The following is a 25,321-nucleotide window of genomic DNA, read 5'->3' as shown; positions in this document are numbered from 1 at the left end:
GCATCACGGGCAACCTAGAAATTTAACTATTTTGACGAATCCTCATTTTCCTCCTGTGCAGGTGCGTGAAAGAATGTGTAAACCTGCTCCGCCGCCTTTTTATTCATGCCCGGAAGTCCGGAAAGTTCTTCCACGGTTGCCGCCTTGATATCATCAATTCCCTGAAAGTGGCGCATCAGTTCTTTCCTTCTTGTCGGCCCGATGCCCGGGATGTCGTCGAGAATCGAGTGGACCTGGCCCTTGCTCCGCAGCAGGCGGTGGTATTCGATTGCAAAGCGGTGTGCCTCGTCCTGCACGCGTGTGATCAGTTTGAAGCCCTCGCTGTTCCGGTCGATCGGAATTTCCACGTTTCGGAAATACAGACCCCTCGTGCGGTGCTTGTCGTCCTTTACCATACCGCAGACCGGAATCGCAAGATCCATTTCTTCAAGCACCTCAAGCGCAATGTTAACCTGGCCGCGTCCGCCGTCCATCATGATCAGGTCCGGCAGCCGCTCGAAACCGCTGTCCTCCTGGATGCCGCGCAGAAAACGGCGGCTTAAGACCTCTTTCATACTGGCGTAATCGTTCGGTCCCTCGACGGATTTGATCTTGAATTTTCGGTAATCGGCGCGCTTTGGCTTTCCTTTCTCGTAGACGATCATCGAGCCGACCGACTGGAAACCGCTGATATTGGAGATATCGTACGCCTCGATGCGGTCGATCGACGGCAGGTTCAGCCATCTGGCGATCTCTTTTACGGCACCGACCGTCCGACCCTCTTCCCGCTTGATCCGCTCGCGGTCCTGGTCGAGAACGATCTGTGCGTTCCGCTCTGCCAGTTCCACCATTTTTTCCTTGCTGCCCTTTTTCGGCACGCGGATGCGGACCTTCTGGCCCCGTTTGCTGCTTAAATACTCTTCCATCAGCTCCTGCTCGGCAATCTCCTCGGAAATCATGATTTCCCGCGGGATGAACGGCGTGCCGGAATAGAACTGTTTCATAAACGTGAGCAGCACCTCGCTTTTCTGCTCCTCCTCGCCGATCCGCAGATAATAATGCTCCCGCCCGATCAGCTTTCCGTTCCGGATAAAGAAGACCTGCGCCACCGCATCCTCTTTGTCCATCGCAAGCGCAATGACATCCTTGTCCTCGCCGTCACTGTTCGTAATCTTCTGCCGCTCGCCGATCCTGCGCACGCTGTCGATCAGATCACGGTACTCCGCCGCCTGCTCGAACCGCATCTCCTCAGCCGCCTCCGTCATTTTTCCAGTCAGCTCTTTGATCATGTCATTGTAATTTCCATTCAGAAAACTGATCGCCTTTTTGATCTGCTCGCCGTACTCTTCTTTGGAAATGTATCCCTGGCACGGTGCCTTACACTGGTGGATGTGATAGTAAAGACACGGGCGGTCCTTGCCGATCTCCTTTGGCAGGCTCTTATTGCAGGAACGGATATCGTACAGCTTCCGCAACAGTTCGATCGTATCTTTCACAGCTCCGGCGCTCGTGTACGGGCCGAAATATTTCGCCTTGTCCTTCTTCATCTGATGGGAAAACAGAATGCGTGGAAAATCCTCGTTCACGGTCACCTTAATGTACGGGTACGCCTTGTCATCTTTCAGCATCGTATTGTATTTCGGACGGTGCTCTTTGATAAGGTTGCACTCCAGCACGAGCGCCTCCAGTTCGGAATCCGTCACAATATACTCAAAACGGGCGATATGCGTGACCATCCGCTCAATCTTCGGCCCTTTGTTGCGGCTCGTCTGGAAATACTGGCGGACACGGTTTTTCAGCGAAATCGCCTTTCCTACGTAGATAATTGTATCGTCCGCGTCGTGCATCAGATAGACGCCGGGTTTCCCCGGCAGTTTTTTCAGTTCTTCCTGGATATCAAACGCCATATGACCCTCCTCTTTTTGGGACTGTAATGTTGAAAATGCCCAGCGTGCAGAGATCGTTTTCTCTGCTCCCGCCGGGCCTTTTTGCTTTCTTTTTATATTTCTGGATTTTCAACCGCTTCTTCCGCGTTTCCATTCCGTTTTGCAATCACCTGATGAAAAATCTCCATAAATTCTTTTCCGGTGATCGTCTCTTTCTGGATCAGGTAAGCTGCGATTTCATCCATCGCATCGCGGTTAGCTGCCAGAAGTTCTTTTGCCTGCTCATACGACTCTTTCAGGATCTTCATGACCTCGTGGTCGATTTCGGTTGCTGTGGCATCGCCGCAGTTTAAGACCATTCTTCCGTCGAGGTACTGATTCTGCTGGGTCGCAAGACCGATCAGACCGAATTTCTCCGACATACCGTACTGCGTGATCATCGCGCGGACAATCTTCGTCGCTTTCTCGATATCATTCGAAGCTCCCGTTGTCACGTTGCCGAATACGATCTCCTCTGCCGCTCTTCCACCGAGGCACTCGACGATCATCGCCTCGAGTTCGCTCTTCGTGTTGAGGTATTTCTCCTCCTCCGGCACCTGCATGACGTAGCCGAGCGCACCCATCGTACGCGGCACAATCGTGATTTTCTGTACCGGCTCGGAATCCTTCTGCAGTGCAGTAACAAGTGCGTGGCCTACCTCGTGGTAGGAAACGATCTTTCGCTCTTCCTGGCTTAAGATGCGGTCCTTCTTCTCTTTTCCGACGAGGACAACCTCGACTGCCTCGAGAAGATCCTTCTGGGAAACGGCTTTTCTTCCGTTCTTGACCGCAAGAATCGCTGCCTCGTTGATCATATTTGCAAGATCAGAACCAACGGCTCCCGATGTCGCAAGTGCGATGCCGTCGAGATCAACCGTCTCATCGAGCGATACGTTCTTGGCGTGTACTTTCAGGATTTCCACACGGCCTTTCAGGTCCGGTCTTTCTACGATAATCCGGCGGTCAAAACGGCCTGGACGCAGCAGCGCCGGGTCAAGAACCTCCGGGCGGTTTGTGGCCGCAAGGATCAGAATACCCTTGGAGCTGTCGAATCCGTCCATCTCGGCGAGGAGCTGGTTTAACGTCTGCTCCCGCTCGTCGTTGCTGTTGTAGCTGTTGTCACGGCTCTTTCCGATCGCATCGATCTCATCGATAAAGATGATGCACGGTGCGTTTTTCTTTGCTTCCTCAAACAGGTCACGCACACGCGATGCACCGACACCGACGAACATCTCGACAAATTCCGAAGCGGACATCGAGAAAAACGGTACGTGCGCCTCACCGGCTACGGCTTTGGCAAGCAGTGTTTTTCCGGTTCCAGGAGGGCCTACAAGAAGCGCTCCTTTCGGAAGTTTTGCACCGATTGTCGTGTATTTTCCAGGGTTATGCAGAAAATCCACAACCTCCTGGAGCGATTCTTTTGCCTCGTCCTGTCCCGCAACATCGCGGAATGTCACGCCGGTTTCTTTCTGTACGTAGGCCTTTGCTCTGCTCTTTCCTACGCCCATGACTCCGCCGCCTTTGTTCATGCTGCGCATCACCCATACCATGACAGCGACAAGCATCACAACCGGCAGAATGACGGTCAGCAATGTGTAAATGATCGTTCCGGTAGAATCCGGCGGATCTTTGTGGTACGTAATGCCTTTCTCCTGTAACAGATCGACCAGCTCCTGCTCATCTCCCATCATCGTTACCTGATAGGTGATTCCCTCCGATTTCTGGTCTTTCGGCGTTACGGTCAGTGTTCCCGATTTCAAGACAACTTCCTGCACTCCATCGTTGTTTACCATGTCCAGGAATTTGCTATAGTCAAGATCCTCGGAAGTAATTCCCCCAAGGGCATTGTTCAGAAGTCCCATCACCATCAGGCTGACGAGGAGGCAGATCAGGATAATGAGTATCGTCTGTCTGTTTTTCGGTCCTCCCCCGGAGCCTTTTTCTGGTTCCCGGTTCTGATTTTTTCTATCGTCCATGCTTTTCCTCCTTGTATGTCAAACCGCCCCTCTTTTTTACGGACACTTTAACTCTTACATTATATCGGATTCCCTCTTAATTAGCAAGCCGGACTTTGTGAAAAAAGACTGAATTTATCTATACAAAAACGGCCCGCCGACACTCTTTCAAGTATCGGCGGGCCGCCAGATAACACTCACATTACATTAGTCGTTATATCCGTTCGGATTCTTCTGCTGCCAGTTCCAGGAATCGGCACACATCTCCTCGATGCCGTACTCAGCCTCCCAGCCAAGCTCCTCTTTTGCTTTGTCGCATTTGGAGTAGCAGGTTGCGATATCACCGTCACGGCGCGGTTTGATTTCGTATTTCAGCGGATGGCCGCATGCTTTCTCGAATGCGTGGATCACATCGAGTACGCTGTAGCCTTTGCCGGTTCCGAGGTTGTAAATGGAAACGCCGTCGTTGTCAGCCAGTTTCTGGATGGCTTTTACATGGCCGCGTGCCAGGTCAACAACATGGATGTAATCGCGGACACCAGTTCCGTCCGGAGTATCGTAGTCATCACCGAAAACGCCGATGCACTCGAGTTTTCCGATGGCAACCTGTGCGACATACGGAAGCAGGTTGTTCGGGATGCCCTTCGGATCCTCTCCGATAAGGCCGCTCTTATGCGCTCCGATCGGGTTGAAGTAACGAAGCAGGATAACATTCCATTCCGGATCTGCAGTGTGGATGTCGGTCAGAACCTGCTCGAGCATACTTTTTGTCCAGCCGTATGGGTTGGTCGGGGTTCCCTTCGGGCACTCCTCGGTGATCGGAATCTGTGCCGGATTGCCGTATACGGTTGCAGAAGAACTGAAGATGATGTTCTTTACGCCGTGGTTTCTCATCTCATCGCAGAGAATCAGGGTTCCGGTCATGTTGTTGTGATAATATTCAATCGGTTTATGTACGGACTCGCCGACTGCTTTTAAGCCTGCGAAATGGATGACAGCGTCAATTTTCTCGTTGTCGAAAATTTTCTTTACGCCTTCGCGGTCCAGCATATCGGTTTTGTAGAAGGTTACTTTCTTTCCGGTAATCTGTTCTACACGCTCGATGGCTTTCTCGCTTGCATTGTAAAGGTTGTCCATGACAACAACGTCATAGCCTGCGTTCAGCAGTTCCACACAGGTGTGGCTTCCAATATAGCCTGCACCGCCAGTAACTAAGATTTTCATTTTGGTATCCTCCATGTTTTCCTTCGCTGCTGCTTTTTTGCCGCAGCGGGTTAATTGAAGCATTTAGTTTATTCTACAACGTTTCCATGAATTTTGCAAATGCACTTCTGCCTTCCTCGGTGCACTTGTAAACGCCGGCATCCTCGAGTACGCCGACAAAGACTTTTCCGACTTCCTCTTTCAGGATATCCATCACATTTTCGCTGTTCAGCTCCGGATGGCGCGGCAGGAATTCGTCTACCCAGTCGGCATGTTTCTCCAGCTCTGCGACAGCGCGGACATCTTTTCCCTCTACAAGGCATTTGGAAAGCTCTTCCAGCTCATCTTTTAAGCGCGCCGGCAGAATCGCAAGTCCCATAACCTCAATAAGGCCGATGTTCTCTTTTTTGATGTGATGATACTGTGCATGCGGATGGTAAACACCGAGCGGGCATTCGTCCGTCGTGATGTTGTTGCGCAGTGCCAGATCGAGTTCGAACGTATCGCCCACTTTTCTTGCGATCGGCGTGATCGTGTTGTGCGGCTCTCCGTCAGTCTCGGCGAATACAAACGCATCCTCATCCGTGTAACCTCTCCAGCAGTTCAGGATATGCTCTGCCAGATCGATCAGCCGTTTCTCATCTTTGTGGCGGATCCGGATGACGGACAGCGGCCATTTGACGATGCCGGTTTCCACATCCTCGTATCCTTTGATGGTAAAATGGCGCTCGATCGGCGCTTTCGCCATTGCGAAGGTATAGTGACCGCCCTGATAATGATCGTGGCTTAAAATGGAGCCTCCCACGATCGGCAGATCCGCATTGGAACCGATGAAGTAGTGCGGAAACAGCTTGATAAAGTCAAACAGCTTCACAAAGGTCGCGCGCTCGATCTTCATCGGGTTATGCTGGAAATTGAACACGATGCAGTGCTCATTGTAATACACATATGGCGAGTACTGGAATCCCCACTCCGTCTGATTGATCGTCAGCGGAATGATGCGGTGGTTCTGGCGCGCCGGGTGGTTGACGCGTCCCGCATAGCCCACATTCTCCTTGCAGAGCAGGCATTTCGGATAACCGCTCTGTTTTGCCAGTTTTGCAGCCGCGATCGCCTTCGGGTCCTTCTCCGGTTTGGAGAGGTTGATCGAGATATCGATATCGCCGTAGGCACTCGGTACGCTCCAGCGGATATCCTTTGCGATGCGGTATCTGCGGATGTAGTTGGAATCCTGGCTCAGTTTGTAGAAGTAATCGGTTGCCTCCTGCGGGCTCTTCGCATAGAGTTCCTCAAACTTCTTTACCACCTCTCCCGGGCGCGGCATCAGGCAGTCCATCAGTTTCGTATCAAACAGATCGCGGTAAACGACGCTGTTGTGTTCGAGAAGACCGCGCTTAGCTGCATCATCAAGCAGTTCATTTAAAGTCTCTTCCAGATCCGGGGTCTCCGGAATCTGCTCCGGCTCTTCGTAATCGGAAATCTGCATGACTTCCAGAATCCGGTTTGTCGCATAGATTTTATCCAGTCCCGAAACAAGACCGGCATTTTCTCCATATTTTACCAGTTTTGCAATACTCTCGTTAATCACTGTAGCTTCCTCCCTGCTGCCGATCCAGCTTTTTTATTTCTTATTTTAATACGCCTGCGCCGTCTCCGATGTCTACGACATAGAAGTCTGCGGCATAGCCGATTTTTTCTTTGTAAGCTGCGCCTACTTTTGCGATGAAGTTGTCAATATCTTCTGTTTTTACGATGCTGACGGTGCATCCGCCGAAGCCTGCGCCTGTCATACGGGATCCGATGACACCCGGGCAGTTCCATGCTTCTTCCACAAGAGTATCCAGCTCGATGCCGGTTACCTCATAGTCATCACGCAGGGAAACGTGGGATGCGTTCATCAGCTCGCCGAATTTTGCGATGTCGTTTGCCTTTAAAGCTGCAACGGCCTGAACGGTTCTCTGGTTCTCGTAAACAGCATGTTTTGCACGTTTCTGGCGGACCGGATCTTTGATGGCATCTTTCACTGCCTCAAACTCTTCCTCGGTCAGCTCGCCAAGGCTCTTGATGTCTTTGACTTTCTGAATCTCAGCCAGAGCAGTCTCGCACTCGCTGCGGCGCTCGTTGTATTTGGAGTCGCCAAGGCCGCGTTTCTTGTTGCTGCAGGAGATGACAATTCTTGCGCCTTCCAGTTTAACCGGTGCGTACTCATATTTCAGATCGCTGGTGTCAAGGAAGATCGCACAGTCCTTTTTGCCCATGGCGATGGCGAACTGATCCATGATACCGCAGTTGACGCCGTTGTAGTTGTTCTCGGAGAACTGGCCGTACAGAGCGATGTCGATCATGGAGATGGTGTCGTAGCCGAACATGTCACGCAGCATTACGCCGGTTACGGTCTCAACGGATGCGGAAGAGGAAAGGCCGGAGCCGTTCGGAATGTTTCCGTAGAGCACGATATCGAAGCCCTGCTCTACCGGGAAGCCCTTCTGGCAAAATGCCCACATCATTCCCTTCGGATATGCGGTCCAGTTGCCTTCTTTTCCCATCAGGAATTCATCGAGAGAAGATTCTACCACGCCGAGTTTTTCAAAGTTCATAGAGTAAAAACGAAGCTTTCTGTCGTCACGTTTTCTTGCTGCCATGTAGGTTCCGATGGTCAGTGCGCATGGAAACACGTGGCCTCCGTTGTAATCCGTGTGCTCACCGATCAGGTTCACACGTCCAGGTGCGAAGTAGGTGCGGATGTCGCCCTCTCCCCCGAACAGTTTTGCAAAACAATCCAGTACCTGCTGTTTCATTTTGTTGTCTCCTTTTCTTTTTGGTGTGTTGTTTTCGTGGTTTCGTTTTGTGTGTTGTGTGTGTTGTGTGTTTGTGTGTTTTTTCTTATCTTCTTAAGTATCATTATAGTGAGCCATACGCCCATCTGCAACAACAATATTTGGGCAAACGATAATTATATTGAGATGATCTTCGATTTTTTCTTGTTTTTTTTCCCTTTTTGCCGCATACTTTACTTATCGTATGATTTTTAATGGATTTTATGGATTGGAGGTACGTTTCATGCAGATCCGCATGGATAAAGAAAACCGTGAACTGAAGGCCCACGGCAGCTATGAATTTCCTGTCAACATCAGTTACGAACAGCTCTCCCGCTACGAGCGCGGCTCCTTTTCCTGGCACTGGCACCCGGAAATTGAGCTGACGTTTGTCCTCTCGGGGCAGATCGGATATCAGGTCAACGGCAAATCGTATGTCTTAAAAGAAGGGGACGGCATTTTCTGCAACACGAATGCGCTTCACAGCGGCCACATGATCGACGGGATGGACTGCGTCTATATTTCAACCACGTTCGCCCCGCGCTTTCTCTATGGTTTTTCAAACAGTGTGATCCAGACGCGCTACGTCGAACCGGTGCTGACGGATATGCAGCTCGCCTCCATCGTCTTTTCGCCGGAGATCGACTGGCAGAACCAGGTACTTGCCTGTATGCACCGCATCTACGACCTCTCGCTTTCACAGCCGTCCGCGTTTGAGATGGAAATCCAGGAGCTTCTGCTGTCGATCTGGATTGAGATTTACCGCCACGCATCGTTTTCCGGTGAATCCCAGAACACGGCGGCAGCGCGTGATGTTGAGCGGCTCCGCATTCTGCTCGACTACATCCACCGCCATTATATGGAGCATCTGACGCTCGAGGATCTCGCCGCACAGATCCACATCTGCCGCAGTGAATGCTGCCGTTTTTTCAAGAAATGCATGAACGAATCCCTGTTTGACTATCTTCTCGATTACCGTATTGAAAAAAGCCTGCCGCTCCTTCTCGAGCGCCAGGCCAGTATCACTTCCGTAGCGGAACAGACAGGATTTTCCAGTCCTGCCTATTTTTCTAAAATTTTCCGGCAGCAGATGGGCTGCTCGCCGAGCGAATACCGGAACCGCGCGGATCACACGTAACGTTCAGCGCTGCACCGAGATTTCATTTCCTGCTGCCCGGCTTTTGATCCGCTCTCACAATCCACCCTCTCCCAAAACGAATGGATTACCTCCGGGAGGCTGCTGCGCTGCACAATCCGGCAGTCCTCCCATTCTCTTGGGAACAGCTCGCGGTACTCCCGGTTTCGGAACCGCTCATCGAGCAACAGAATCACACCCGTGTCCTCCGTCGTACGGATCACGCGCCCTGCCGCCTGCAATACTTTATTCATGCCGGGATAGCGGTACGCGTAGTCGAAACCGTTCTCTCCGCTGCGGTCAAAATATTGCTTTAAAAGTTCTCTCTCCGGCCCCACCTGCGGGATTCCGGCTCCCACAACGGCCGCGCCGATCAGCTTTTCCCCGTCCAGATCAATTCCCTCCGAGAAAATGCCTCCCATGATACAGAATCCCACCAGCGTTTTCTCGTTGTCTTTCGCAAACGCTTCCAGAAACGCTTCTCTCTCCTGCTCCCGCATCGCCGACTCCTGGATCAGGCAGGTCACGTTTTCATCTGCATACAGTTCCTCATAGACCGCATAGACATCCTGCATCAGGCGGTATGACGGGAAGAACGCCATATAGTTGCCCTTCCGGCTCTGGATCATCTCGTTCAGATAGGCAGCGATCTTCTCAAACTCTGCGCGGTTTCTCCGCTGATACTTCGTGCTGACCTCGCTTCCGATCGCCAGACACCGCTTCGTGGGATCAAACGGGGACTCCACGTAAATCGCGTAATCGTCCGTATTCGTGCTGAACATCTTCTTATAATACTGCACCGGCAGCAGCGTCGCGGAAAAGAAGACGGCCGACCGCCCCTGGTTGATACACTGCTGCAGATTCTCCGCCGGGTTGACGCAGAACAGGCGCAGTGCAAAATCGCCGTTATCGAGATAACTCGTGTAGATCAGATAATTTTCATCCACTAAATTGTAAATCTCGGAAAAATTTCGCAAGTTAAAGTAAAAATCCAGAACCTGCTTCCGGATTTCGCTTGTCTTATGCGCTTCCAGCCAGCCCGCCAGTTCTTCCAGCAGCTGATTGACCATCATAAGAAACGTCGATACGCTTTCCAGCTCCGTGCAGGAATCGCACTCTCTTTTGTAGACGAGCATCTGGTGATTGCAGCGATTCAGCGCCTTCTCGAGCTTTTTGCCCGGTGCATACGGGCGGAGGAGCTGGCGGACCTTTAAAATCTCCTCTTTGACGAGCGTGGCACTGAACATATCGCGGCCCCGCTCGACCAGGTTGTGCGCCTCGTCGATCAGAAAGATGTAGTCACCCTTCGTTCCTTCTGCGAAAAAGCGTTTTAATTTCGAGGTCGGATCAAACGCATAGTTGTAATCGCAGATCACGCCGTCCACCCACGAAGCCACATCAAACTGGAACTCGTGCGGGCAGACGTTCCATTTTTCCGCCTGGCGCAGGACTTCCTCTCTTGTGTAGGAATCGCATTCCGTCAGCATCTCGTACACCGCCGCGTTGATCCGGTCAAAATGACCTTTCGCGCGCGGGCAGTGGATCGGATCGCATTCGGGCTCATCGAGGATGCACATTTTTTCTTTTGCGGTCAGCGTGATTGCTTTGAACTGCAGTCCCTTCTCTTTTAGAATGGAGACCGCCTCCTCTGCCACGGTACGGGTGATGGTTTTCGCAGTCAGATAAAAAAGACGGTCGCCGCAGCCCTCTCCGATCGCGCGGATAGCCGGAAAGACCGTGGACATTGTTTTTCCGATGCCGGTCGGCGCCTGGACGAAGAGTTCTTTTTTCCGCAGAATGGTACGGTAGACGCCGCTCACCAGTTCCCGCTGGCCTTTCCGGTACGGGAAGGGGAATTCGAGGTGCTGCATTGAGGCATCTCGCGCTTTCTGCCACTGGTACTGGAATTCCGCCCAGATAAACCAGGCGTCGAGTAGCTCATCGAACCACTGCTCCAGTTCCGGGAGCTTGTACATCTGCAGAAAATGGCGGATGCGCCAGTTGGAGTGCTCCGGCTTTACCTCTTCTTTGGTGAGCGGGCGCAGAAGGCCTTCCTCCTCGGAGGCGAGCAGGGTGTACGTCATCAGCACGCCCATCTCCTCTTTGCGGTTCTGAAGGCCGTAGATGTAAGCGTAGCACTTCGCCTGTGCCAGATGTACCGGAACCGGCTCTTCCATCGTTTCGAGGTCACGGTACGTTCCCTTGATCTCCTCGATCACGGTCGTGGTTCCGTCCTCGTACATGCCGTCTGCTCTTCCCTCGACGCGCAGGATGAAATGCTCATATTCTTTTTCGTGAACCAGCGGAACCTCCGCACGGTAATCGGCGCCCCGTTTTTTCTGAATCTGCTGATGCACCCGCGTTCCCGCCTGCATGGCATCCCGCTCGCCAAAACCGCCCGACGAGTTGTCCAGATCCCCGCTGCGCAGAATAAACTCCACCAGATTCCGCACGGAAATCCGGATCTCTTTCTTCTTCTCTTCCACTAGCCCGCTCCTTTTCTAACCAGACTATTCAGAGCCCCATCTCGATTCCGCTGCGCTGCATCTCGATGTGGCTTCTCGCCATATGAAATTCCAGAAAAGAACGCTCATTCATGCAAGCATGATTCGTGTCCTTTTCTGGAATTTCGCATGGCTCTGAATAGTTATCATTATACAGAAAAAAGGAGACTGCCGCAACAGTCTCCTTTTTTCTCTCTGAAGTTATGTGTCTCGTGTGATTAGTTTTTCTTCAGAAAGTCCCCTGCGCAAATTCTGTCTCTACTCTCGCTGGCGGCGCAGGCTGAATTTTTTTCGTTTCCCTTAATAAAATTTATGCTACAGCAAATTTCTGCAGGGTTTTATTGAATGCCGGGCTGTCACCATAGCAGTGTACGGTGAGATCACGGTTCAGATCCATGCTGAGGATGCCAAGAATGGATTTGGCATCAATAATAACGCGGTTGTAAAAAATGTCAATATCAAAATCACATTTGGAAGCTGCTTTTACAAACTCCTCTACTTCCTCAGTTCCATTGAGTCTTACTACGCAGTGTGACATACGATTCACCTCTTTCTTAATCAATAGCTGTTTGTTTTCCTATCGTTGAGGTAGATTATGCACTTTTTCTCTTTAAATGTCAATATTGAATTTATTTCCTTGTTTTTGCCATATTATGCATGTTTTTTATGCAAGTTTTTCTCATTAACCCTTCATATTTGTCGCTTTTTGTCTCATTTGCGCAGTCGTGTGTAACCGGTTACACAAAATCCGTTTAAAATAAAATAGTTTTTGCCAAAAGAAACGTAAAAATCTTGTCAAAAAAACCCGCTTTTCCTTGTAAAATCAAGGAAAAACGAGTTTTTCATGCCATTACTTGCTTCTATATTTAATGATTAGATGTTGATCTTTGCAATATCGGTGTTATCCACTTCTGCAAATCTTCCTTCGTCCACCAGCTCGGCAAACTCCGGATGAATCGGCATTTTGCCGAGAACCGGCACGCCGATCTCGGCTGCGATCTCGTCGATGTGGCTTTCACCGAAAATGGACAGCTTTTTGCCGCAGTCCGGACATACGAGGTAGCTGTAGTTCTCTACGATACCGAGCACCGGAACGCTCATCATCTGTGCCATCTTGTAGGCTTTCATGACGATCATGCGCACCAGATCCTGCGGGGAAGATACGATCACTACGCCGTCTACCGGAAGAGACTGGAAAACGGTCAGCGGAACATCACCGGTTCCTGGCGGCATATCGACGAAGAGATAGTCCAGGTCGCCCCAGATGACGTCGGTCCAGAACTGTTTTACGGTTCCTGCGATGACAGGTCCTCTCCAGATGACCGGCTCTTCCTCGCCCGGAAGCAGGAGGTTGATGGACATTACCTTTACGCCGTTTGCTGCAACTGCCGGGTAAACGCCCTTGTCATCTACGTTTGCAGGTCCTTTCAGGCCATACATTTTCGGGATGGACGGTCCTGTGATATCGGCATCGAGGATACCAACCTTGTAGCCCTCTTTTGCTTTCTGGTTTGCCAGAGATGCGGTTACCATGGATTTACCAACACCGCCCTTGCCGCTGACAACGCCAATGACATGTTTGATCGAAGAATCGGCATTCAGATCAATATGAAAATCCGGTTTGCCCTGTCCTGCTTTGCTTGGACATCCTTCGCAGCTTTCTTTGGAACAGCTCGAATTGCTGCATTCTTTTGCCATGTTTCTTTCCTCTTTTCTTGTTTTTCTTGCTTATTTGACAAAGCGGTCGATCGCCTTATTCAGCTCCTCAATCGCTTTTGTGTCCCCATGCTCGACTGCATCGACGATGCAATGTTCAATGTGATCCTCCAGGATAATTTTTCCTGTGTTGTTGATGGCCGCCTTCACGGCAGACAGCTGGATCAGAACCTCAGCGCAGTCCCGGCCTTCCTCTACCATCCGCTTGATCGACTCCATGTGTCCGATCGCGCGGGAGAGGCGGTTTAAGACTGCTTTTGTATTTGTATGATGGTGCCCGTGGGCGTGATCGTGGGAATGCTCGATCACGGTGCCGTCTTCCAGCACATGCACATGCGTGTGTTTTTCTTCACTCATCGTTTTTTTCTCCGCTTTTCTGGTATTTTCTGCGCGATTCAGATTTCTGTAAACGTAAACCGCTGGCGGATGCCGGAGGTCTCAATGTCAAAGACCAGAGATCCGTCCGCTTCCACCGTTTTTTCATATTTTAAGTTTTTGTCCGGAAATTTCTGACGGATATACGCCTCCGGGTCATCCGTCTCGATCTCGTCGAAAAAGACGTCCCGCATCTGATTATTGGCACACTCATTAAAAATCTCCCAGACGGTCTCGTACTCTTTTTTCATCCTGTCACTCTCCGTTTCGTAAGACTTCTCCGCACTGGCTCCACTCGCCAAGCAGCCGCTCCACAGACCATGCGGCGTTCGCGGGACTCGTCGACGGAAGGCGAACCGCTTCCCGTCCCAGCTGCTTCTCCTGGTACTTCCGGTAATACTTCCACGCGGTCGCCCCGTTGCAGTAAATCTGCCGAATATCGGCGCATTCCAGAATGTCCTGCAGCGGATTCGGCACAACATCGCGGATGCTCGCATCGCTCGAGCCTGTGATGACGCAGGACGCGATCACATCCCAGACAGCGATATGATTCCGGAGCAGAAACGCCTTCTTCTCTTCCACGGTCTGCGGCACCTCTTCCCCGCACACGGCTGCCGTCACTTTCCAGAAACGGTTCTGCGGATGGCCGTAAAAAAATCCGGTCTCCCTGGATTTTACGGACGGAAAACTGCCGAGAATCAGAATCCGGGAATCGGCGCTGTAAACCGGCGGAATCGGATGCACCACCGGGTGCTCATTTTTGTTCTCGTCAGGTCGGCTCATCTTCATCAAACTCCACTACCGTATAGAATCCTCTCGGTGTCTCTTTTACTTCTTTTACGATTCCCTTCCGGGACTGCAGCCTCTCATACGCCTGATAATTCCTGCTCATGGCCACTGCCGGGGTAATCGTATAATAATAGGAGGTAGGCAGTGCGCTTTCTGTCACGTTGACTTCCTGGCCTTCCTCGAGAAGTCCCTGTCGCTCCATTTTAAATTCCATCTGCCGCATATTCCTCATCCTCCTTTTTGTAGCGGCGCCAAAAAATACGCCCATGGGGTATTTTATCATACTTTCTCCAAAAAGAACAGGGGATTTTCCCGAAATTCCCCCTGTTCTAAAATTTCTCTGCCATATAATAGAAAGAACCCGGCTGCCGGAGCCGGATTCTTTTTATTATATGTTTTTTTCTTCTTAGTGATGGAACAGACGGATTCCCGTAAACGCCATTGCCATGTTGTACTTGTTGCAGCACTCGATCACAGCATCATCACGGACTGATCCGCCCGGCTCTGCGATGTACTGGACGCCGCTCTTGTGTGCGCGCTCGATGTTGTCGCTGAACGGGAAGAAGGCATCGGAACCTAAGGTTACGCCCTTCATCTGGTCGAGCCATGCACGTTTCTCTTCTCTTGTGAAGACTTCCGGTTTTACTTTGAAGATCTTCTCCCATGCGCCGTCTGCGAGAACATCCATGTACTCCTCGCCGATGTAAACGTCGATCGCATTGTCACGGTCTGCGCGGCGGATGCCGTCTACAAACTGCAGATCCAGCACCTTCGGGCACTGACGCAGGAACCAGTTGTCGGCTTTCTGTCCGGCAAGACGGGTGCAGTGCACACGGGACTGCTGGCCTGCACCGACACCGATGGCCTGACCGTCTTTGACGAAGCATACGGAGTTGGACTGGGTATATTTTAAGGTAATCAGTGCAATCTTCAGATCGCGTTTTGCTGCTTCCGGAATCTCTTTGTTCTCGGTTACCACGTTGGAGAGCAGCTCATCGTCGATCGGCAGCTCCTGGCGGCCCTGCTCAAAGGTAATGCCGAAGACCTGTTTGTGCTCGAGCGGAGCCGGACGGTAATTCTCGTCGATTTTGATGACGCAGTAGTTACCTTTTTTCTTTGCTTTCAGGATTTCCAGTGCTTCATCGGTAAATCCCGGAGCGATGACACCGTCAGAAACCTCGCGTTTGATCAGGGATGCGGTGTCTTTGTCGCAGACATCAGAAAGTGCGATAAAGTCGCCGAAAGAAGACATACGGTCTGCGCCTCTGGCTCTTGCATAAGCACATGCTAACGGAGAAAGCTCTCCCATATCGTCTACCCAGTAAATTTTACGCAGGGTCTCGTCCAGCGGAAGACCTACGGCTGCACCTGCCGGGGAAACATGCTTGAAGGAAGTTGCTGCCGGAAGACCGGTGGCTGCTTTCAGCTCACGTACCAGCTGCCAGCCATTGAAGGCATCCAGAAAATTGATATAGCCCGGACGGCCGCTTAATACTTCGATCGGAAGATCTCTGTCATCATCCATGTAAATTCTGGAAGGTTTCTGGTTCGGGTTGCATCCGTATTTTAACGCTAATTCTTTCATGATTTTCTCCTTTCGCAAAACACTCGATTTCTTATTTATTTTTATTCACGATTCTTGTCTCATACTTGCCGGTTGCAATGTCGATATAGCGTGTGAAGAGGGACACCTTGTTGTCCTCGTTTAAGCTGCTCCAGAGCAGTTCGGTGAAAGCATCGATGTCATCCGGAATCTCGACCAGTTTTGGCTCACCCTCAAAGCTTGGCAGCGGATTGCCGTCGTGCATGTAGGTGTGGATGAAATGACCTTCCCCTGCTACACAGTTATCATAGGAGAAGGTGTAGCGGTTGCACTGGGACGGATCGCCGTTGTTGCTCTTTAAGATCGACATCTGGTAGCCGTACGTTCCGTTCTCTACGTGCATCACACCGGAAATACGAGGAGTGTAGTTCGGTGCATCCGGCTCAAACTCTCTGCTTCTAAGGGATACCTCAAACGTTTTTCCCTGCTCCAGTCCTTCATATACGGTATCGGTCTGGTCTCCGTTTGTTACGATCGTATCATTTCTCAGAACGCGTACCGGTGCGTAGATGATCAGGCTCGGATCTTCCAGCTTCGACGGATCAAACGCCTGTGTGCGGATTCCCTCACCCTCCTCAACAAAGACACGGTTGCGGCTGTTCTGGCTTCTGCCCATAATAAAGTATCCGGCAACGGCTTTTGTGCCGTCTTTGGATCTGCCGATCACAATTCCTCTTCCTGGATATGCATTTCCTTTTAATTCCTGTTCCAGTGATACTTTTTTCATCTTCTGATCTCCTTTTCAAGGTGGCTGGAATGGGATTTTCTGTTTTTGGATAAAAAAACAGACCCACTCCCCCAAGCATTCTTCTGCCCAGACGGTCGGCCTCTTCTCACGCTATACTCCCTGTGGTCATTTCCACTTCCGTCAGTCGTATAACTGCCTTTACCTTAACATGGAAAATCCCGCCTGTCAAGGGACACGGCGGGATTTTCTTAAAATAAAATTTTCAGAATGCACGAAGACAGCTCCGGTGGATTCTGCAAATGTGCGGGTGAACGTCAACTTAGAACCCCTCTCTGTGACGCTCTTTTCGCAGTTCATAGCGGCGTTTTCCGCCCTCCCACTCGGCCTCCTGCTCCGGGGATTCCAGAATCAGGCCCGGGACGGGAAGTGCGCGGCCGTTCTCGTCGATGGCCACCATCACCACGTAGGCACGGTTGATCATTTTCCGAATGCCGGTCGCAAGCTCTTCCACGTACGTGTCGACGCGCACCTCCATTGAGGTGCGTCCGACATACGTCACTCTTCCGACCAGTACGACGGTGTCGTTCAGAAAAGCAGGATGCTTGAAGTTCAGATTGTCGATGCACGCGGTGGTGATTTCGTGGCCGCAGTGGCGGCGTCCCACCAGACCGGCAAGCTCATCGATCCACGCGACCAGCTGGCCGCCGAACAGACGGCCATAGCCGTTGATATGGCGGTGCATCAGAAGATACGACTGCTCTGTCTCAGAATCTTTTACGCGTTTCTTTGCCATTTCTTCCATTTTACCAATACGCTCCTTTTCACATCCTGTTTTTTGTATCTTTATACGTTCGCAAGCGCCTGATCAAGGTCTGCAATGATATCGTTCACATCCTCAATGCCGACCGACAGACGGATCAGATCCGGCAGAACACCGGCTTCGATGAGCTGCTGATCGTTCAGCTGGCGGTGGGTATGGCTTGCCGGGTGCAGAACGCAGCTTCTTGCATCGGCAACGTGTGTTACAATTGCTACCATTTTCAGGCCGTTCGTAAAACGCATCGCACCGTCTCTTCCGCCCTTCGGTCCGAAGCAGAGAACGCCGCACGTTCCGTTCGGCATATATTTTTCTGCCAGTGCATGGTATTTGCTGTCTGCAAGGCCTGCGTACTCAACCCACGCTACCTTCGGATGATTTTTCAGGAACTCTGCCACTTTCTCGGCATTTCTGCAGTGGCGCTCCACGCGCAGGTGCAGGGTCTCCAGACCGACATTCGTCAGGAATGCATTCTGCGGGGACTGGCACGCTCCCATATCACGCATCAGCTGTGCGGTTGCTTTTGTGATATACGCTTTTTTACCGAATTTCTGCGTATAAATCACGCCGTGGTACGATTCGTCCGGTGTAGTAAGGCCCGGGAATTTGTCTGCATGCGCATCCCAGTCGAAGTTTCCGGAATCGACAATCGCTCCGCCGAGCGCCATTGCATGGCCGTCCATGTATTTTGTGGTGGAATGGGTGACAATATCTACACCGAACTCGAACGGACGGCAGTTGATCGGGGTTGCAAAGGTGTTGTCGCAGATCATCGGAACGCCGTGCTCATGTGCAAGTTTAACAAACTTGTCAATGTCAAGTACAACACCTGCCGGGTTGGAAATCGTCTCGGCAAAGACAGCTTTGGTGTTCGGCTGGAATGCTTTTTCCAGCTCCTCTGCCGGCGCATCCTGGTCCACGAGGGTAGTCTCGATGCCGAATCGTTTTAAGGTAACGGCGAGCAGGTTGGAGGTTCCTCCATAAACCTTTGCCGCGCAGACAACGTGGTCGCCTGCCTCACAGATGTTGGTAACAGCAAGCATCGTTGCCGCCTGGCCGGAAGATGTGAGCATGGCTGCCACGCCGCCCTCCAGATCGCAGATTTTCTGTGCTACGACGTCGTTCGTCGGGTTCTGCAGACGGGAATAGAAATATCCCTCTTCCTCCAGATCGAACAGTTTTCCCATTTCCTCGCTGGTTGCATATTTGAATGTTGTGCTCTGGTAAATCGGAAATACACGCGGCTCACCGTTTTTCGGCTGCCATCCTCCCTGTACACAGATTGTGTCCTGGCTGTATCCCATAATTTTTCTCCCTTCTGTAAGTGAAACCGGTCCACCGGGCCGATTTCTGCTGTGCTCAGCGCCATAATAATACCCCCACCCGGGATGCCCGGGCGAGGGTATCACTTTTTCCTATTATAACTCTGTTTGTTCTTTCCTGCAACTATATGCGCACAGATTTAGGAGAGATATTCATCCACATATTTCTGGATATTGGAAGCATTCACAATCTTCTGCGCCTGGCCGTCCTCCACAACGAGAAGAGTCGGTGCCTGCATGATGCCGTACTGTGCGGCAAGATCCGGGTGACGCTCTGCGTCGATCACCTCATACTGCTCCTCGGCGAGCATTTCTTTTGCCATTTTGCAGTTCGGGCAGGTGCTTGTCGTGAACAGGTACATGCCGTCTTCCTCGATTTTATCTGCTGCTGCAGCGGCTTTCGGCTCTTCTTTTCCAGCGGCCTGCTCTGCCAGTTTCTCTGCTGCGCCGTACGATTTCATTTTCTGCTCCGGCGATTTGGAGTGGATGATATCATATACAGTTCTGTTCTTGTACTCCTGGCGTTTTCCGTCGTTCCAGTTCTTGACCGGACGGTAATATCCCGTGATACGGCTGTAAACCTCTGCCTCTTTTCCACAGATCGGACATGTAAAATGCTCGCCGGCGAGATAGCCGTCGTTCGCACAGACAGAATACGTCGGGGACAGCGTGTAGTACGGCAGTTTGTAGTTCTCTGCAATCTTCCGCACAAGGGAAGCTGCTGCTTTCCAGTCCGGCAGTTTTTCGCCAAGGAACGCATGGAATACAGTTCCCGAGGTGTACAGCGTCTGCAGATCATCCTGAATATCAAGCGCAGAGAAAATATCCTCGGTATAGTCCACCGGCAGATGGGAGCTGTTGGTGTAGTACGGGGTATCTCCCTCATGGCCTGCGGTCTTGATATCCGGCCATTTTGCACGGTCGTGTTTTGCCAGACGGTATGCGGTCGACTCCGCCGGAGTTGCCTCAAGGTTGTACAGATCGCCGTACTCCTCCTGGTAATCAGAAAGACGCTCTCTCATATGGTTCAGAACTTCTTTCGTAAACTGCTGTGTCTTCGGATCCTCCAGACCCTTTCCGAGCCATGCGGCATTTAAGCCGGCCTCGTTCATACCGATCAGACCGATGGTTGAGAAGTGGTTCTCAAACGTTCCAAGGTACCGTTTCGTATATGGATACAGTCCCTCGTCCAGGAGGCGGGTAATGACCTCACGTTTCGTCTTTAACGAACGTGCGGCAATATCCATCATATGATCGAGACGGCGGTAGAACTCTTTCTCATCTTTGGACTGATATGCGATACGCGGCATATTGATGGTGACAACGCCGACCGATCCGGTGCTCTCGCCGGAACCGAAGAATCCGCCGGTTTTCTTTCGAAGCTCACGCAGATCCAGGCGGAGACGGCAGCACATGGAGCGCACGTCGCTTGGTTTCATATCGCTGTTGATGTAGTTGGAGAAGTACGGGGTACCGTATTTTGCAGTCATTTCGAACAGCAGACGGTTATTCTCCGTATCGGACCAGTCAAAATCGGATGTGATGGAGTAGGTCGGGATCGGGTACTGGAAGCCTCTTCCGTTGGCATCTCCCTCGATCATCGTCTCGATGAACGCTTTGTTGACCATATCCATCTCTTTTTTACAGTCTTTGTACTTGAAGTCCATCTCCTTGCCGCCGACGATCGCCGGAAGCTCCGCGAGGTCATCCGGTACGGTCCAGTCGAGTGTGATGTTGGAGAACGGTGCCTGGCTTCCCCAGCGGCTCGGTGTGTTGACGCCGTAGATAAACGCCTCGATGCACTTCTTCACTTCGCCGTAGCTTAAGTTGTCCACTTTGACGAACGGCGCCAGATACGTATCAAACGAAGAAAATGCCTGCGCACCTGCCCACTCGTTCTGCATAATGCCGAGGAAGTTGACCATCTGGTTGCACAGAACCGAAAGATGTCTTGCCGGAGAAGAAGTAATCTTTCCGTTGATGCCGCCAAGTCCTTCTTTGATGAGCTGTTTTAACGACCATCCTGCACAGTAGCCGGTCAGCATCGACAGGTCGTGGATGTGAATATCCGCGTTGCGGTGTGCCTCGGCGATCTCGTCATCATAAATCTCTGATAACCAGTAGTTGGCTGTGATCGCGCCGGAATTGCTTAAGATCAGACCGCCGACAGAATACGTTACGGTCGAATTCTCTTTGACACGCCAGTCCTCTACTTTTACGTAGCTGTCCACGATCTCTTTGTAGTCTACGATCGTCGATTTCATGTTGCGGATTTTTTCCCTCTGCTTGCGGTACAGAATGTAAGCTTTTGCCACTTCTGCGTAGCCGCACTGGATCAGCACGTTCTCCACGCTGTCCTGAATTGCCTCCACTGAAATTTTTCCGTCTTTGATCTTGGACTGAAAGTCCGCTGTTACGCGCAATGCCAGCATCTGAAGCATGTCATCGCTGAACTGCATATCTTTTGCGCCGAATGCTTTTCCAATCGCATCGGTAATCTTTTTCATCTGGAACTCTGCAATCGTTCCGTCTCTCTTTTCTACCTGAAACATGGAATCCCTCCTGTTAATTCAACCGTTTCTGCAAGGCCTTTTTAAGGTTCCACTCTTTGCAGTGTCTGAACCATATGATAGCAGAGCATGTTTCTCCCGTCAATAGTAAAAAGTACCATATCTAGTGTGAAATTTTCTAACATCACTAGATATGGTACTTTTACTTGTGTTCTGTCCCTTCCATTTTTCGGCGCTGTACGGCGCTTAAAGGGATGTACTGCCGTTTTTAAGCCCGCTTGCCATACCTCTATACCCTCGGATAGATATCCTTCGGTACATAGGCTTTTACGCGGATGCCTTCCGGCAGATATTCTTCTTCGAGCAGAATTCCGTATCCGCGGATCAGTGAAATCGTTCCCGCCTTATCGTACGGATAGAGGCGCTCGATATAGATTTTTCCCTCCATCATCCACGAGGAGAGTAAATTTTTGAGGTCTTCGAGTCCCTGTCCTGTTTTGGCAGAGACCGCAAGGCTCGCGTCTGCCCGGAAATCTTTTACAACCATCGGGGCGAGAAGCTTATCCTGCTTGTTCAGCAGGGTGACGATCTTTTTGTCCTCAACTTTCAGTTCCCGCAGCGTATCGTACACGACCTGCATCTGCAGCTCCATCTGCGGATTTGACGTATCCACAACGTGGAGAATATAGTCGGCATACCGTGCTTCCTCCAGCGTACTGCGGAATGCATCGATCAGATGATGTGGCAGCTTATTGATAAATCCAACCGTATCGGTCAGCAGGATTTCCTGTCCATCCGGAAGGGTCAGTGACCGCGTCGTCGTATCCAGCGTGGAAAACAGCATTGCATCTGCCAGAATTTCCGATCCTGTCAGTGCATTTAAAAGACTGCTCTTTCCCGCTGACGTATAGCCTACGAGCGCCGCTACCGGGATTTTGGAACGTTTTCTGCCTTCACGAAGGAGCTCTCTGTGCTGGCGTACTTCCTCAAGCTCACGTTTTAACTGCGTAATACGCGTGCGGATCAGGCGCCGGTCGGTTTCCAGCTTTTTCTCTCCCGGTCCTCTCGTACCGATTCCGCCGCCAAGACGGGAAAGCGATGTGCCAAGGCCGGAAAGTCGGGACGCACGGTACTTTAACTGGGCCAGCTCAACCTGGATTTTACCCTCGCTGCTCACGGCGCGCGCCGCAAAGATATCCAGGATCAAAAGCGTACGGTCCATGATCTTGCATTCCAGTGCTTCCTCCAGCCCTTTTAACTGGATCGAGGAGAGCTCATCGTCGCAGATGATGCCCGTCGCATCGCAGGCGCGCACCAGAATTTTCAATTCCTCTAATTTTCCTTTTCCGATGTACGTTCCCGGATGAATGGCCTCCCGCACCTGCACCAGGCGGCCCTCCACCTTCGCACCGGCGGTGCTGGCCAGTTCCGCCAGCTCGTCGAGCGATTCTTCTGCTTTTGCGCCGCCGTTTTCCTGTACGCCGACCAGAATCACGCGCTCCTGTTCTTCTCTTAAATCAAACAATCCAACTTCCTCCGTCTGTTATCGGTTCTGGAGAAACGTATTTTCCCGCTGCGCCGCGGTGTTTTCTGGATATGCTGCCAGAAAATCCGCCATCAGCGACTTCGCGGTATCAAAATCCGCCCGTTTTTCATAGGATACAATCTGGTTGAACAGCAGATTTTCCCGGTCGGAATCCTCTGCCGTTTTGAGTCCTTCCTCGATATACGAGAGTGCACTGTCCGTGTCGTTTTCCGCAAGTGCGCAGAGCGCCAGCCCGTTGTTTGCTGCCGCCGCAAAGCCATCTGTCGAAAGATACGAAGAAAACAGTGCTTTCGCCTCGTCGTTCTGACCATTGGAAAGGTAAACCTCGCCGAGCATTTCCATCGCCGCGCTGCTGCCGTCCTTCATTGCCTTCGAGAACGCTTTGACCGCCTCGTCCTGCTCCTCCAGATAGTAGTATGCGCAGCCGATGTTATAATAATCCTCGGTCGTTTTCGGCTCAATCTTCACTGCCGCTTCGAGGTAACGGTCTCCGTCCGCCTTCATGCTGCTCTCCTGATACAGCTCGTAAATGTCAAGGCAGAGCTGATAGCTCTCCTTCGTCTCCACTGCCGCATCAAAATCCACCTTCGCCTGCTCGTAATTCTTCTGCAGGAAGTACGCGCGTCCCCTAAGGAACAGCGCATCGGCATCGGCCTTTTCTTCCTGAATATTGGTGCAGATCTCAATGGCTCCATCCAGATCTCCGGCCTGTACGCAGGTTTCCGCCTCGTAATACATGACATCGCGCGAAAACTCCGCGTCTTTGTGCTTCATGCTCGAAAGACTGCTCTTGAAAGCCTCTTTTGCCTTGTCATACTCCTGGCTTTTCAGATAAGCGATGCCGAGCGACCGGTAGCTCTCCGCCAGTCGGTCGCCTGCCTTTACGGCTCCCTCCAGCATCGCAATCGACGTTACGTAGTCCTTCTGTTCGAGCGCCTCGATGCCCTTTTTATAAAGCTTTGAATTTTTATTTTCACAGCCGCCAAGCACCATTGCCGCCGCCAGAAAAAAGATTACCAGTCTTTTTTTCATTCTGTCACAAGTCCTTCTTTATGCATCACAGAAACAACCTGGTCTACGTATTTTGCACACGTTGCGTCGTCCGGTGCTTCCACCATGACACGGATCACCGGCTCGGTGCCGCTCTCTCTTACGAGGATGCGTCCGTCATCGCCCAGGGCCTCTGCTACGTCTTCTACTGCTTTCTGTACTGCCGGGTTGGCCTTTGCAGCTGCTTTGTTTGCCACGCGGACATTCTTTAAGAGCTGCGGGTAAATCACTACCTCGGCTGTCAGGGTGCTGAGCGGGAGTTTCTTATCTATCAGCACTTCCATCACCATCAGGGAGGTCAGGATTCCGTCACCGGTCGTCGCGTGCTTGCTGAAAATGATGTGGCCGGACTGCTCTCCGCCGAGAGAATAGCCGTTTGCCATCATGTTCTCGCACACGTATTTGTCGCCGACTGCCGTCTTCTCATACCGGATACCGGCGCGGTCACACGCTTTGTAAAGACCGAGGTTTGACATGATCGTGGTCACGATCGTATCTCCGTTTAACTGGCCTTTTTCTTTTAAGTATTTACCGCAGACATACATGATCAGGTCTCCGTCTACCACATTTCCCAGCTCATCGACAGCGATGCAGCGGTCTGCGTCTCCGTCGTAGGCAAATCCGACATCGAGGTGTTTCTCTCTTACATATTTCTGAAGCTCTTCGATGTGGGTGGAACCACAGCCGCAGTTGATGTTTGTTCCGTCCGGCTCGTTGTGGATCACATATGTCTTGGCGCCGATGGCATCAAACACGCTCTTGGCTACGGAAGAGGCACTTCCGTTGGAGCAGTCGAGTCCGACTCTCATGTTTTTAAAGGATTTTGTCGGAATCGAGATCAGGTGTCCAATGTAGCGGTTCCTTCCGGCTGCAAAATCCACGGTGCGTCCGATGTCTTCTCTCGTTGCGAACGGGATCTTCGGTGTTCCGTCGTCGATGTAGGCTTCGATCTGCGCTTCGATGTCGGCTTCCAGTTTCTGTCCCAGGCCGTTGATGACTTTGATTCCGTTGTCATAGAACGGGTTGTGACTGGCGGAGATCATAATTCCGCAGTCAAAGTTTTCGGTACGGACAACATAGGAAACGCTCGGGGTGGTCGTTACGTGCAGCAGATAAGCGTCTGCTCCCGATGCGGTCAGTCCTGCTACCAGCGAATATTCGAACATGTAGCTGGAGCGTCTGGTGTCTTTTCCAATGACGATCTGTGCTTTGCGGTCTTTTCCGAAATACCATCCGAGGAATCTTCCCACTTTATATGCATGCTCAACCGTCAGATCAATGTTTGCTTCTCCGCGAAATCCATCTGTTCCAAAATATTTACCCATGGTATGCTCCTTTCCCCTTTCGGGCAGAAAGCGTGTCTGAAATTTTTTGCAATCATTCAAACA

General features: G+C 51.4%; 21 protein-coding genes and 1 riboswitch. Of the genes, 1 reads left to right on the top strand and 20 read right to left on the bottom strand.

The features are described 5' to 3' along the window. Positions 1–26 precede the first annotated feature (26 nt). From uvrC to PGS38_RS09045, 5 genes are all read right to left on the bottom strand, one after another. Positions 27–1,886: an excinuclease ABC subunit UvrC gene (gene uvrC, locus PGS38_RS09065; RefSeq protein ID WP_117509664.1), complete on the bottom strand. Its 1,860-nt coding sequence runs from the start codon at positions 1,884–1,886 to the stop codon at positions 27–29. A gap of 92 nt (positions 1,887–1,978) precedes the next feature. Further along, entirely contained in the window at positions 1,979–3,880 is a 1,902-nt protein-coding gene (ftsH, locus tag PGS38_RS09060) for an ATP-dependent zinc metalloprotease FtsH (RefSeq protein WP_055227005.1), read from the bottom strand. A 186-nt stretch (positions 3,881–4,066) separates the two neighbouring features. After that, on the bottom strand, positions 4,067–5,083 hold the full coding sequence (galE, locus tag PGS38_RS09055; RefSeq protein WP_118749938.1) for a UDP-glucose 4-epimerase GalE: 1,017 nt from the start codon (positions 5,081–5,083) through the stop codon (positions 4,067–4,069). A gap of 73 nt (positions 5,084–5,156) precedes the next feature. Beyond that, entirely contained in the window at positions 5,157–6,650 is a 1,494-nt protein-coding gene (galT, locus tag PGS38_RS09050) for a UDP-glucose--hexose-1-phosphate uridylyltransferase (RefSeq protein WP_055219747.1), read from the bottom strand. 40 nt (positions 6,651–6,690) lie between these two features. Beyond that, positions 6,691–7,860, bottom strand: a complete 1,170-nt coding sequence (locus tag PGS38_RS09045; RefSeq protein WP_022463121.1) for a galactokinase — start codon at positions 7,858–7,860, stop codon at positions 6,691–6,693. A 262-nt stretch (positions 7,861–8,122) separates the two neighbouring features. Between PGS38_RS09045 and PGS38_RS09040 the strand changes: the two genes are divergently transcribed. After that, positions 8,123–9,016, top strand: coding sequence for an AraC family transcriptional regulator (locus PGS38_RS09040; RefSeq protein WP_055219743.1), 894 nt, complete (start codon positions 8,123–8,125; stop codon positions 9,014–9,016). On the opposite strand, the gene PGS38_RS09035 is transcribed toward PGS38_RS09040, so the two are convergent. From PGS38_RS09035 to glmM, 15 genes are all read right to left on the bottom strand, one after another. Further along, on the bottom strand, positions 9,007–11,499 hold the full coding sequence (locus PGS38_RS09035; protein WP_270476173.1) for an ATP-dependent DNA helicase: 2,493 nt from the start codon (positions 11,497–11,499) through the stop codon (positions 9,007–9,009). The genes PGS38_RS09040 and PGS38_RS09035 overlap by 10 nt on opposite strands. Before the next feature lie 328 nt (positions 11,500–11,827). Continuing rightward, on the bottom strand, positions 11,828–12,055 hold the full coding sequence (locus PGS38_RS09030) for an HPr family phosphocarrier protein (protein ID WP_022463118.1): 228 nt from the start codon (positions 12,053–12,055) through the stop codon (positions 11,828–11,830). A 335-nt stretch (positions 12,056–12,390) separates the two neighbouring features. Next, positions 12,391–13,215 (bottom strand): Mrp/NBP35 family ATP-binding protein, encoded by an 825-nt coding sequence (locus PGS38_RS09025; protein WP_055219741.1) that lies wholly within the window; start codon positions 13,213–13,215, stop codon positions 12,391–12,393. Positions 13,216–13,245: 30 nt separating this feature from the next. Next, complete coding sequence (locus PGS38_RS09020; protein WP_119221113.1) at positions 13,246–13,590, bottom strand: metal-sensing transcriptional repressor; 345 nt, start codon at positions 13,588–13,590, stop codon at positions 13,246–13,248. 38 nt (positions 13,591–13,628) lie between these two features. Next, positions 13,629–13,859 carry a hypothetical protein gene (locus PGS38_RS09015; RefSeq protein WP_022463115.1) on the bottom strand — a complete coding sequence of 77 codons (231 nt, stop codon included), beginning with the start codon at positions 13,857–13,859 and terminating at the stop codon, positions 13,629–13,631. A gap of 4 nt (positions 13,860–13,863) precedes the next feature. Further along, the gene (locus tag PGS38_RS09010) at positions 13,864–14,391 is read right to left on the bottom strand and encodes a DNA-deoxyinosine glycosylase (RefSeq protein ID WP_270476170.1); all 528 of its coding nucleotides are present in this window, start codon (positions 14,389–14,391) and stop codon (positions 13,864–13,866) included. Next, complete coding sequence (locus PGS38_RS09005; protein ID WP_022463113.1) at positions 14,378–14,620, bottom strand: hypothetical protein; 243 nt, start codon at positions 14,618–14,620, stop codon at positions 14,378–14,380. Before PGS38_RS09005 ends, PGS38_RS09010 begins: the two co-directional genes overlap by 14 nt. A gap of 183 nt (positions 14,621–14,803) precedes the next feature. Beyond that, the gene (locus PGS38_RS09000) at positions 14,804–15,982 is read right to left on the bottom strand and encodes a phosphoribosylaminoimidazolecarboxamide formyltransferase (protein WP_117760499.1); all 1,179 of its coding nucleotides are present in this window, start codon (positions 15,980–15,982) and stop codon (positions 14,804–14,806) included. Between the two features lie 31 nt (positions 15,983–16,013). Beyond that, positions 16,014–16,727 carry an IMP cyclohydrolase gene (locus PGS38_RS08995; RefSeq protein ID WP_118749903.1) on the bottom strand — a complete coding sequence of 238 codons (714 nt, stop codon included), beginning with the start codon at positions 16,725–16,727 and terminating at the stop codon, positions 16,014–16,016. Positions 16,728–16,805: 78 nt separating this feature from the next. Then, positions 16,806–16,886, bottom strand: a riboswitch (ZMP/ZTP riboswitch). Between the two features lie 121 nt (positions 16,887–17,007). Beyond that, positions 17,008–17,490 (bottom strand): acyl-CoA thioesterase, encoded by a 483-nt coding sequence (locus PGS38_RS08990; protein WP_022463109.1) that lies wholly within the window; start codon positions 17,488–17,490, stop codon positions 17,008–17,010. A 41-nt stretch (positions 17,491–17,531) separates the two neighbouring features. Next, entirely contained in the window at positions 17,532–18,809 is a 1,278-nt protein-coding gene (locus tag PGS38_RS08985; protein WP_270476167.1) for an O-acetylhomoserine aminocarboxypropyltransferase/cysteine synthase family protein, read from the bottom strand. Positions 18,810–18,967: 158 nt separating this feature from the next. Continuing rightward, a complete protein-coding gene (locus PGS38_RS08980; protein ID WP_055227013.1) occupies positions 18,968–21,379 on the bottom strand; it encodes a ribonucleoside triphosphate reductase in 2,412 nt (803 codons plus the stop codon). A gap of 247 nt (positions 21,380–21,626) precedes the next feature. Next, positions 21,627–22,862 (bottom strand): GTPase HflX, encoded by a 1,236-nt coding sequence (hflX, locus tag PGS38_RS08975; RefSeq protein ID WP_118749904.1) that lies wholly within the window; start codon positions 22,860–22,862, stop codon positions 21,627–21,629. Between the two features lie 18 nt (positions 22,863–22,880). Then, positions 22,881–23,915 carry a tetratricopeptide repeat protein gene (locus tag PGS38_RS08970; protein ID WP_055219726.1) on the bottom strand — a complete coding sequence of 345 codons (1,035 nt, stop codon included), beginning with the start codon at positions 23,913–23,915 and terminating at the stop codon, positions 22,881–22,883. Continuing rightward, complete coding sequence (glmM, locus tag PGS38_RS08965; RefSeq protein WP_270476166.1) at positions 23,912–25,258, bottom strand: phosphoglucosamine mutase; 1,347 nt, start codon at positions 25,256–25,258, stop codon at positions 23,912–23,914. The genes PGS38_RS08970 and glmM overlap by 4 nt, the downstream gene beginning before the upstream one ends. Positions 25,259–25,321: the final 63 nt, after the last annotated feature.

The organism is Fusicatenibacter saccharivorans, from assembly GCF_027667425.1.
GTDB lineage: Bacteria > Bacillota > Clostridia > Lachnospirales > Lachnospiraceae > Fusicatenibacter > Fusicatenibacter saccharivorans.
The sequence above is the reverse complement of the archived record's forward strand: the minus strand, read 5'-3'. Positions and strand labels throughout refer to the sequence as shown.

What these genes read in the sequence shown, in the direction of transcription:
- uvrC (WP_117509664.1), bottom strand. Translation starts at nt 1,886, where the DNA reads ATGGCGTTTGATATCCAGGAAGAACTGAAAAAACTGCCGGGGAAACCC.
- ftsH (WP_055227005.1), bottom strand. Translation starts at nt 3,880, where the DNA reads ATGGACGATAGAAAAAATCAGAACCGGGAACCAGAAAAAGGCTCCGGG.
- galE (WP_118749938.1), bottom strand. Translation starts at nt 5,083, where the DNA reads ATGAAAATCTTAGTTACTGGCGGTGCAGGCTATATTGGAAGCCACACC.
- PGS38_RS09045 (WP_022463121.1), bottom strand. Translation starts at nt 7,860, where the DNA reads ATGAAACAGCAGGTACTGGATTGTTTTGCAAAACTGTTCGGGGGAGAG.
- PGS38_RS09040 (WP_055219743.1), top strand. Translation starts at nt 8,123, where the DNA reads ATGCAGATCCGCATGGATAAAGAAAACCGTGAACTGAAGGCCCACGGC.
- PGS38_RS09030 (WP_022463118.1), bottom strand. Translation starts at nt 12,055, where the DNA reads ATGTCACACTGCGTAGTAAGACTCAATGGAACTGAGGAAGTAGAGGAG.
- PGS38_RS09025 (WP_055219741.1), bottom strand. Translation starts at nt 13,215, where the DNA reads ATGGCAAAAGAATGCAGCAATTCGAGCTGTTCCAAAGAAAGCTGCGAA.
- PGS38_RS09020 (WP_119221113.1), bottom strand. Translation starts at nt 13,590, where the DNA reads ATGAGTGAAGAAAAACACACGCATGTGCATGTGCTGGAAGACGGCACC.
- PGS38_RS09015 (WP_022463115.1), bottom strand. Translation starts at nt 13,859, where the DNA reads ATGAAAAAAGAGTACGAGACCGTCTGGGAGATTTTTAATGAGTGTGCC.
- PGS38_RS09010 (WP_270476170.1), bottom strand. Translation starts at nt 14,391, where the DNA reads ATGAGCCGACCTGACGAGAACAAAAATGAGCACCCGGTGGTGCATCCG.
- PGS38_RS09005 (WP_022463113.1), bottom strand. Translation starts at nt 14,620, where the DNA reads ATGCGGCAGATGGAATTTAAAATGGAGCGACAGGGACTTCTCGAGGAA.
- PGS38_RS09000 (WP_117760499.1), bottom strand. Translation starts at nt 15,982, where the DNA reads ATGAAAGAATTAGCGTTAAAATACGGATGCAACCCGAACCAGAAACCT.
- PGS38_RS08995 (WP_118749903.1), bottom strand. Translation starts at nt 16,727, where the DNA reads ATGAAAAAAGTATCACTGGAACAGGAATTAAAAGGAAATGCATATCCA.
- PGS38_RS08990 (WP_022463109.1), bottom strand. Translation starts at nt 17,490, where the DNA reads ATGGAAGAAATGGCAAAGAAACGCGTAAAAGATTCTGAGACAGAGCAG.
- PGS38_RS08985 (WP_270476167.1), bottom strand. Translation starts at nt 18,809, where the DNA reads ATGGGATACAGCCAGGACACAATCTGTGTACAGGGAGGATGGCAGCCG.
- PGS38_RS08980 (WP_055227013.1), bottom strand. Translation starts at nt 21,379, where the DNA reads ATGTTTCAGGTAGAAAAGAGAGACGGAACGATTGCAGAGTTCCAGATG.
- PGS38_RS08970 (WP_055219726.1), bottom strand. Translation starts at nt 23,915, where the DNA reads ATGAAAAAAAGACTGGTAATCTTTTTTCTGGCGGCGGCAATGGTGCTT.
- glmM (WP_270476166.1), bottom strand. Translation starts at nt 25,258, where the DNA reads ATGGGTAAATATTTTGGAACAGATGGATTTCGCGGAGAAGCAAACATT.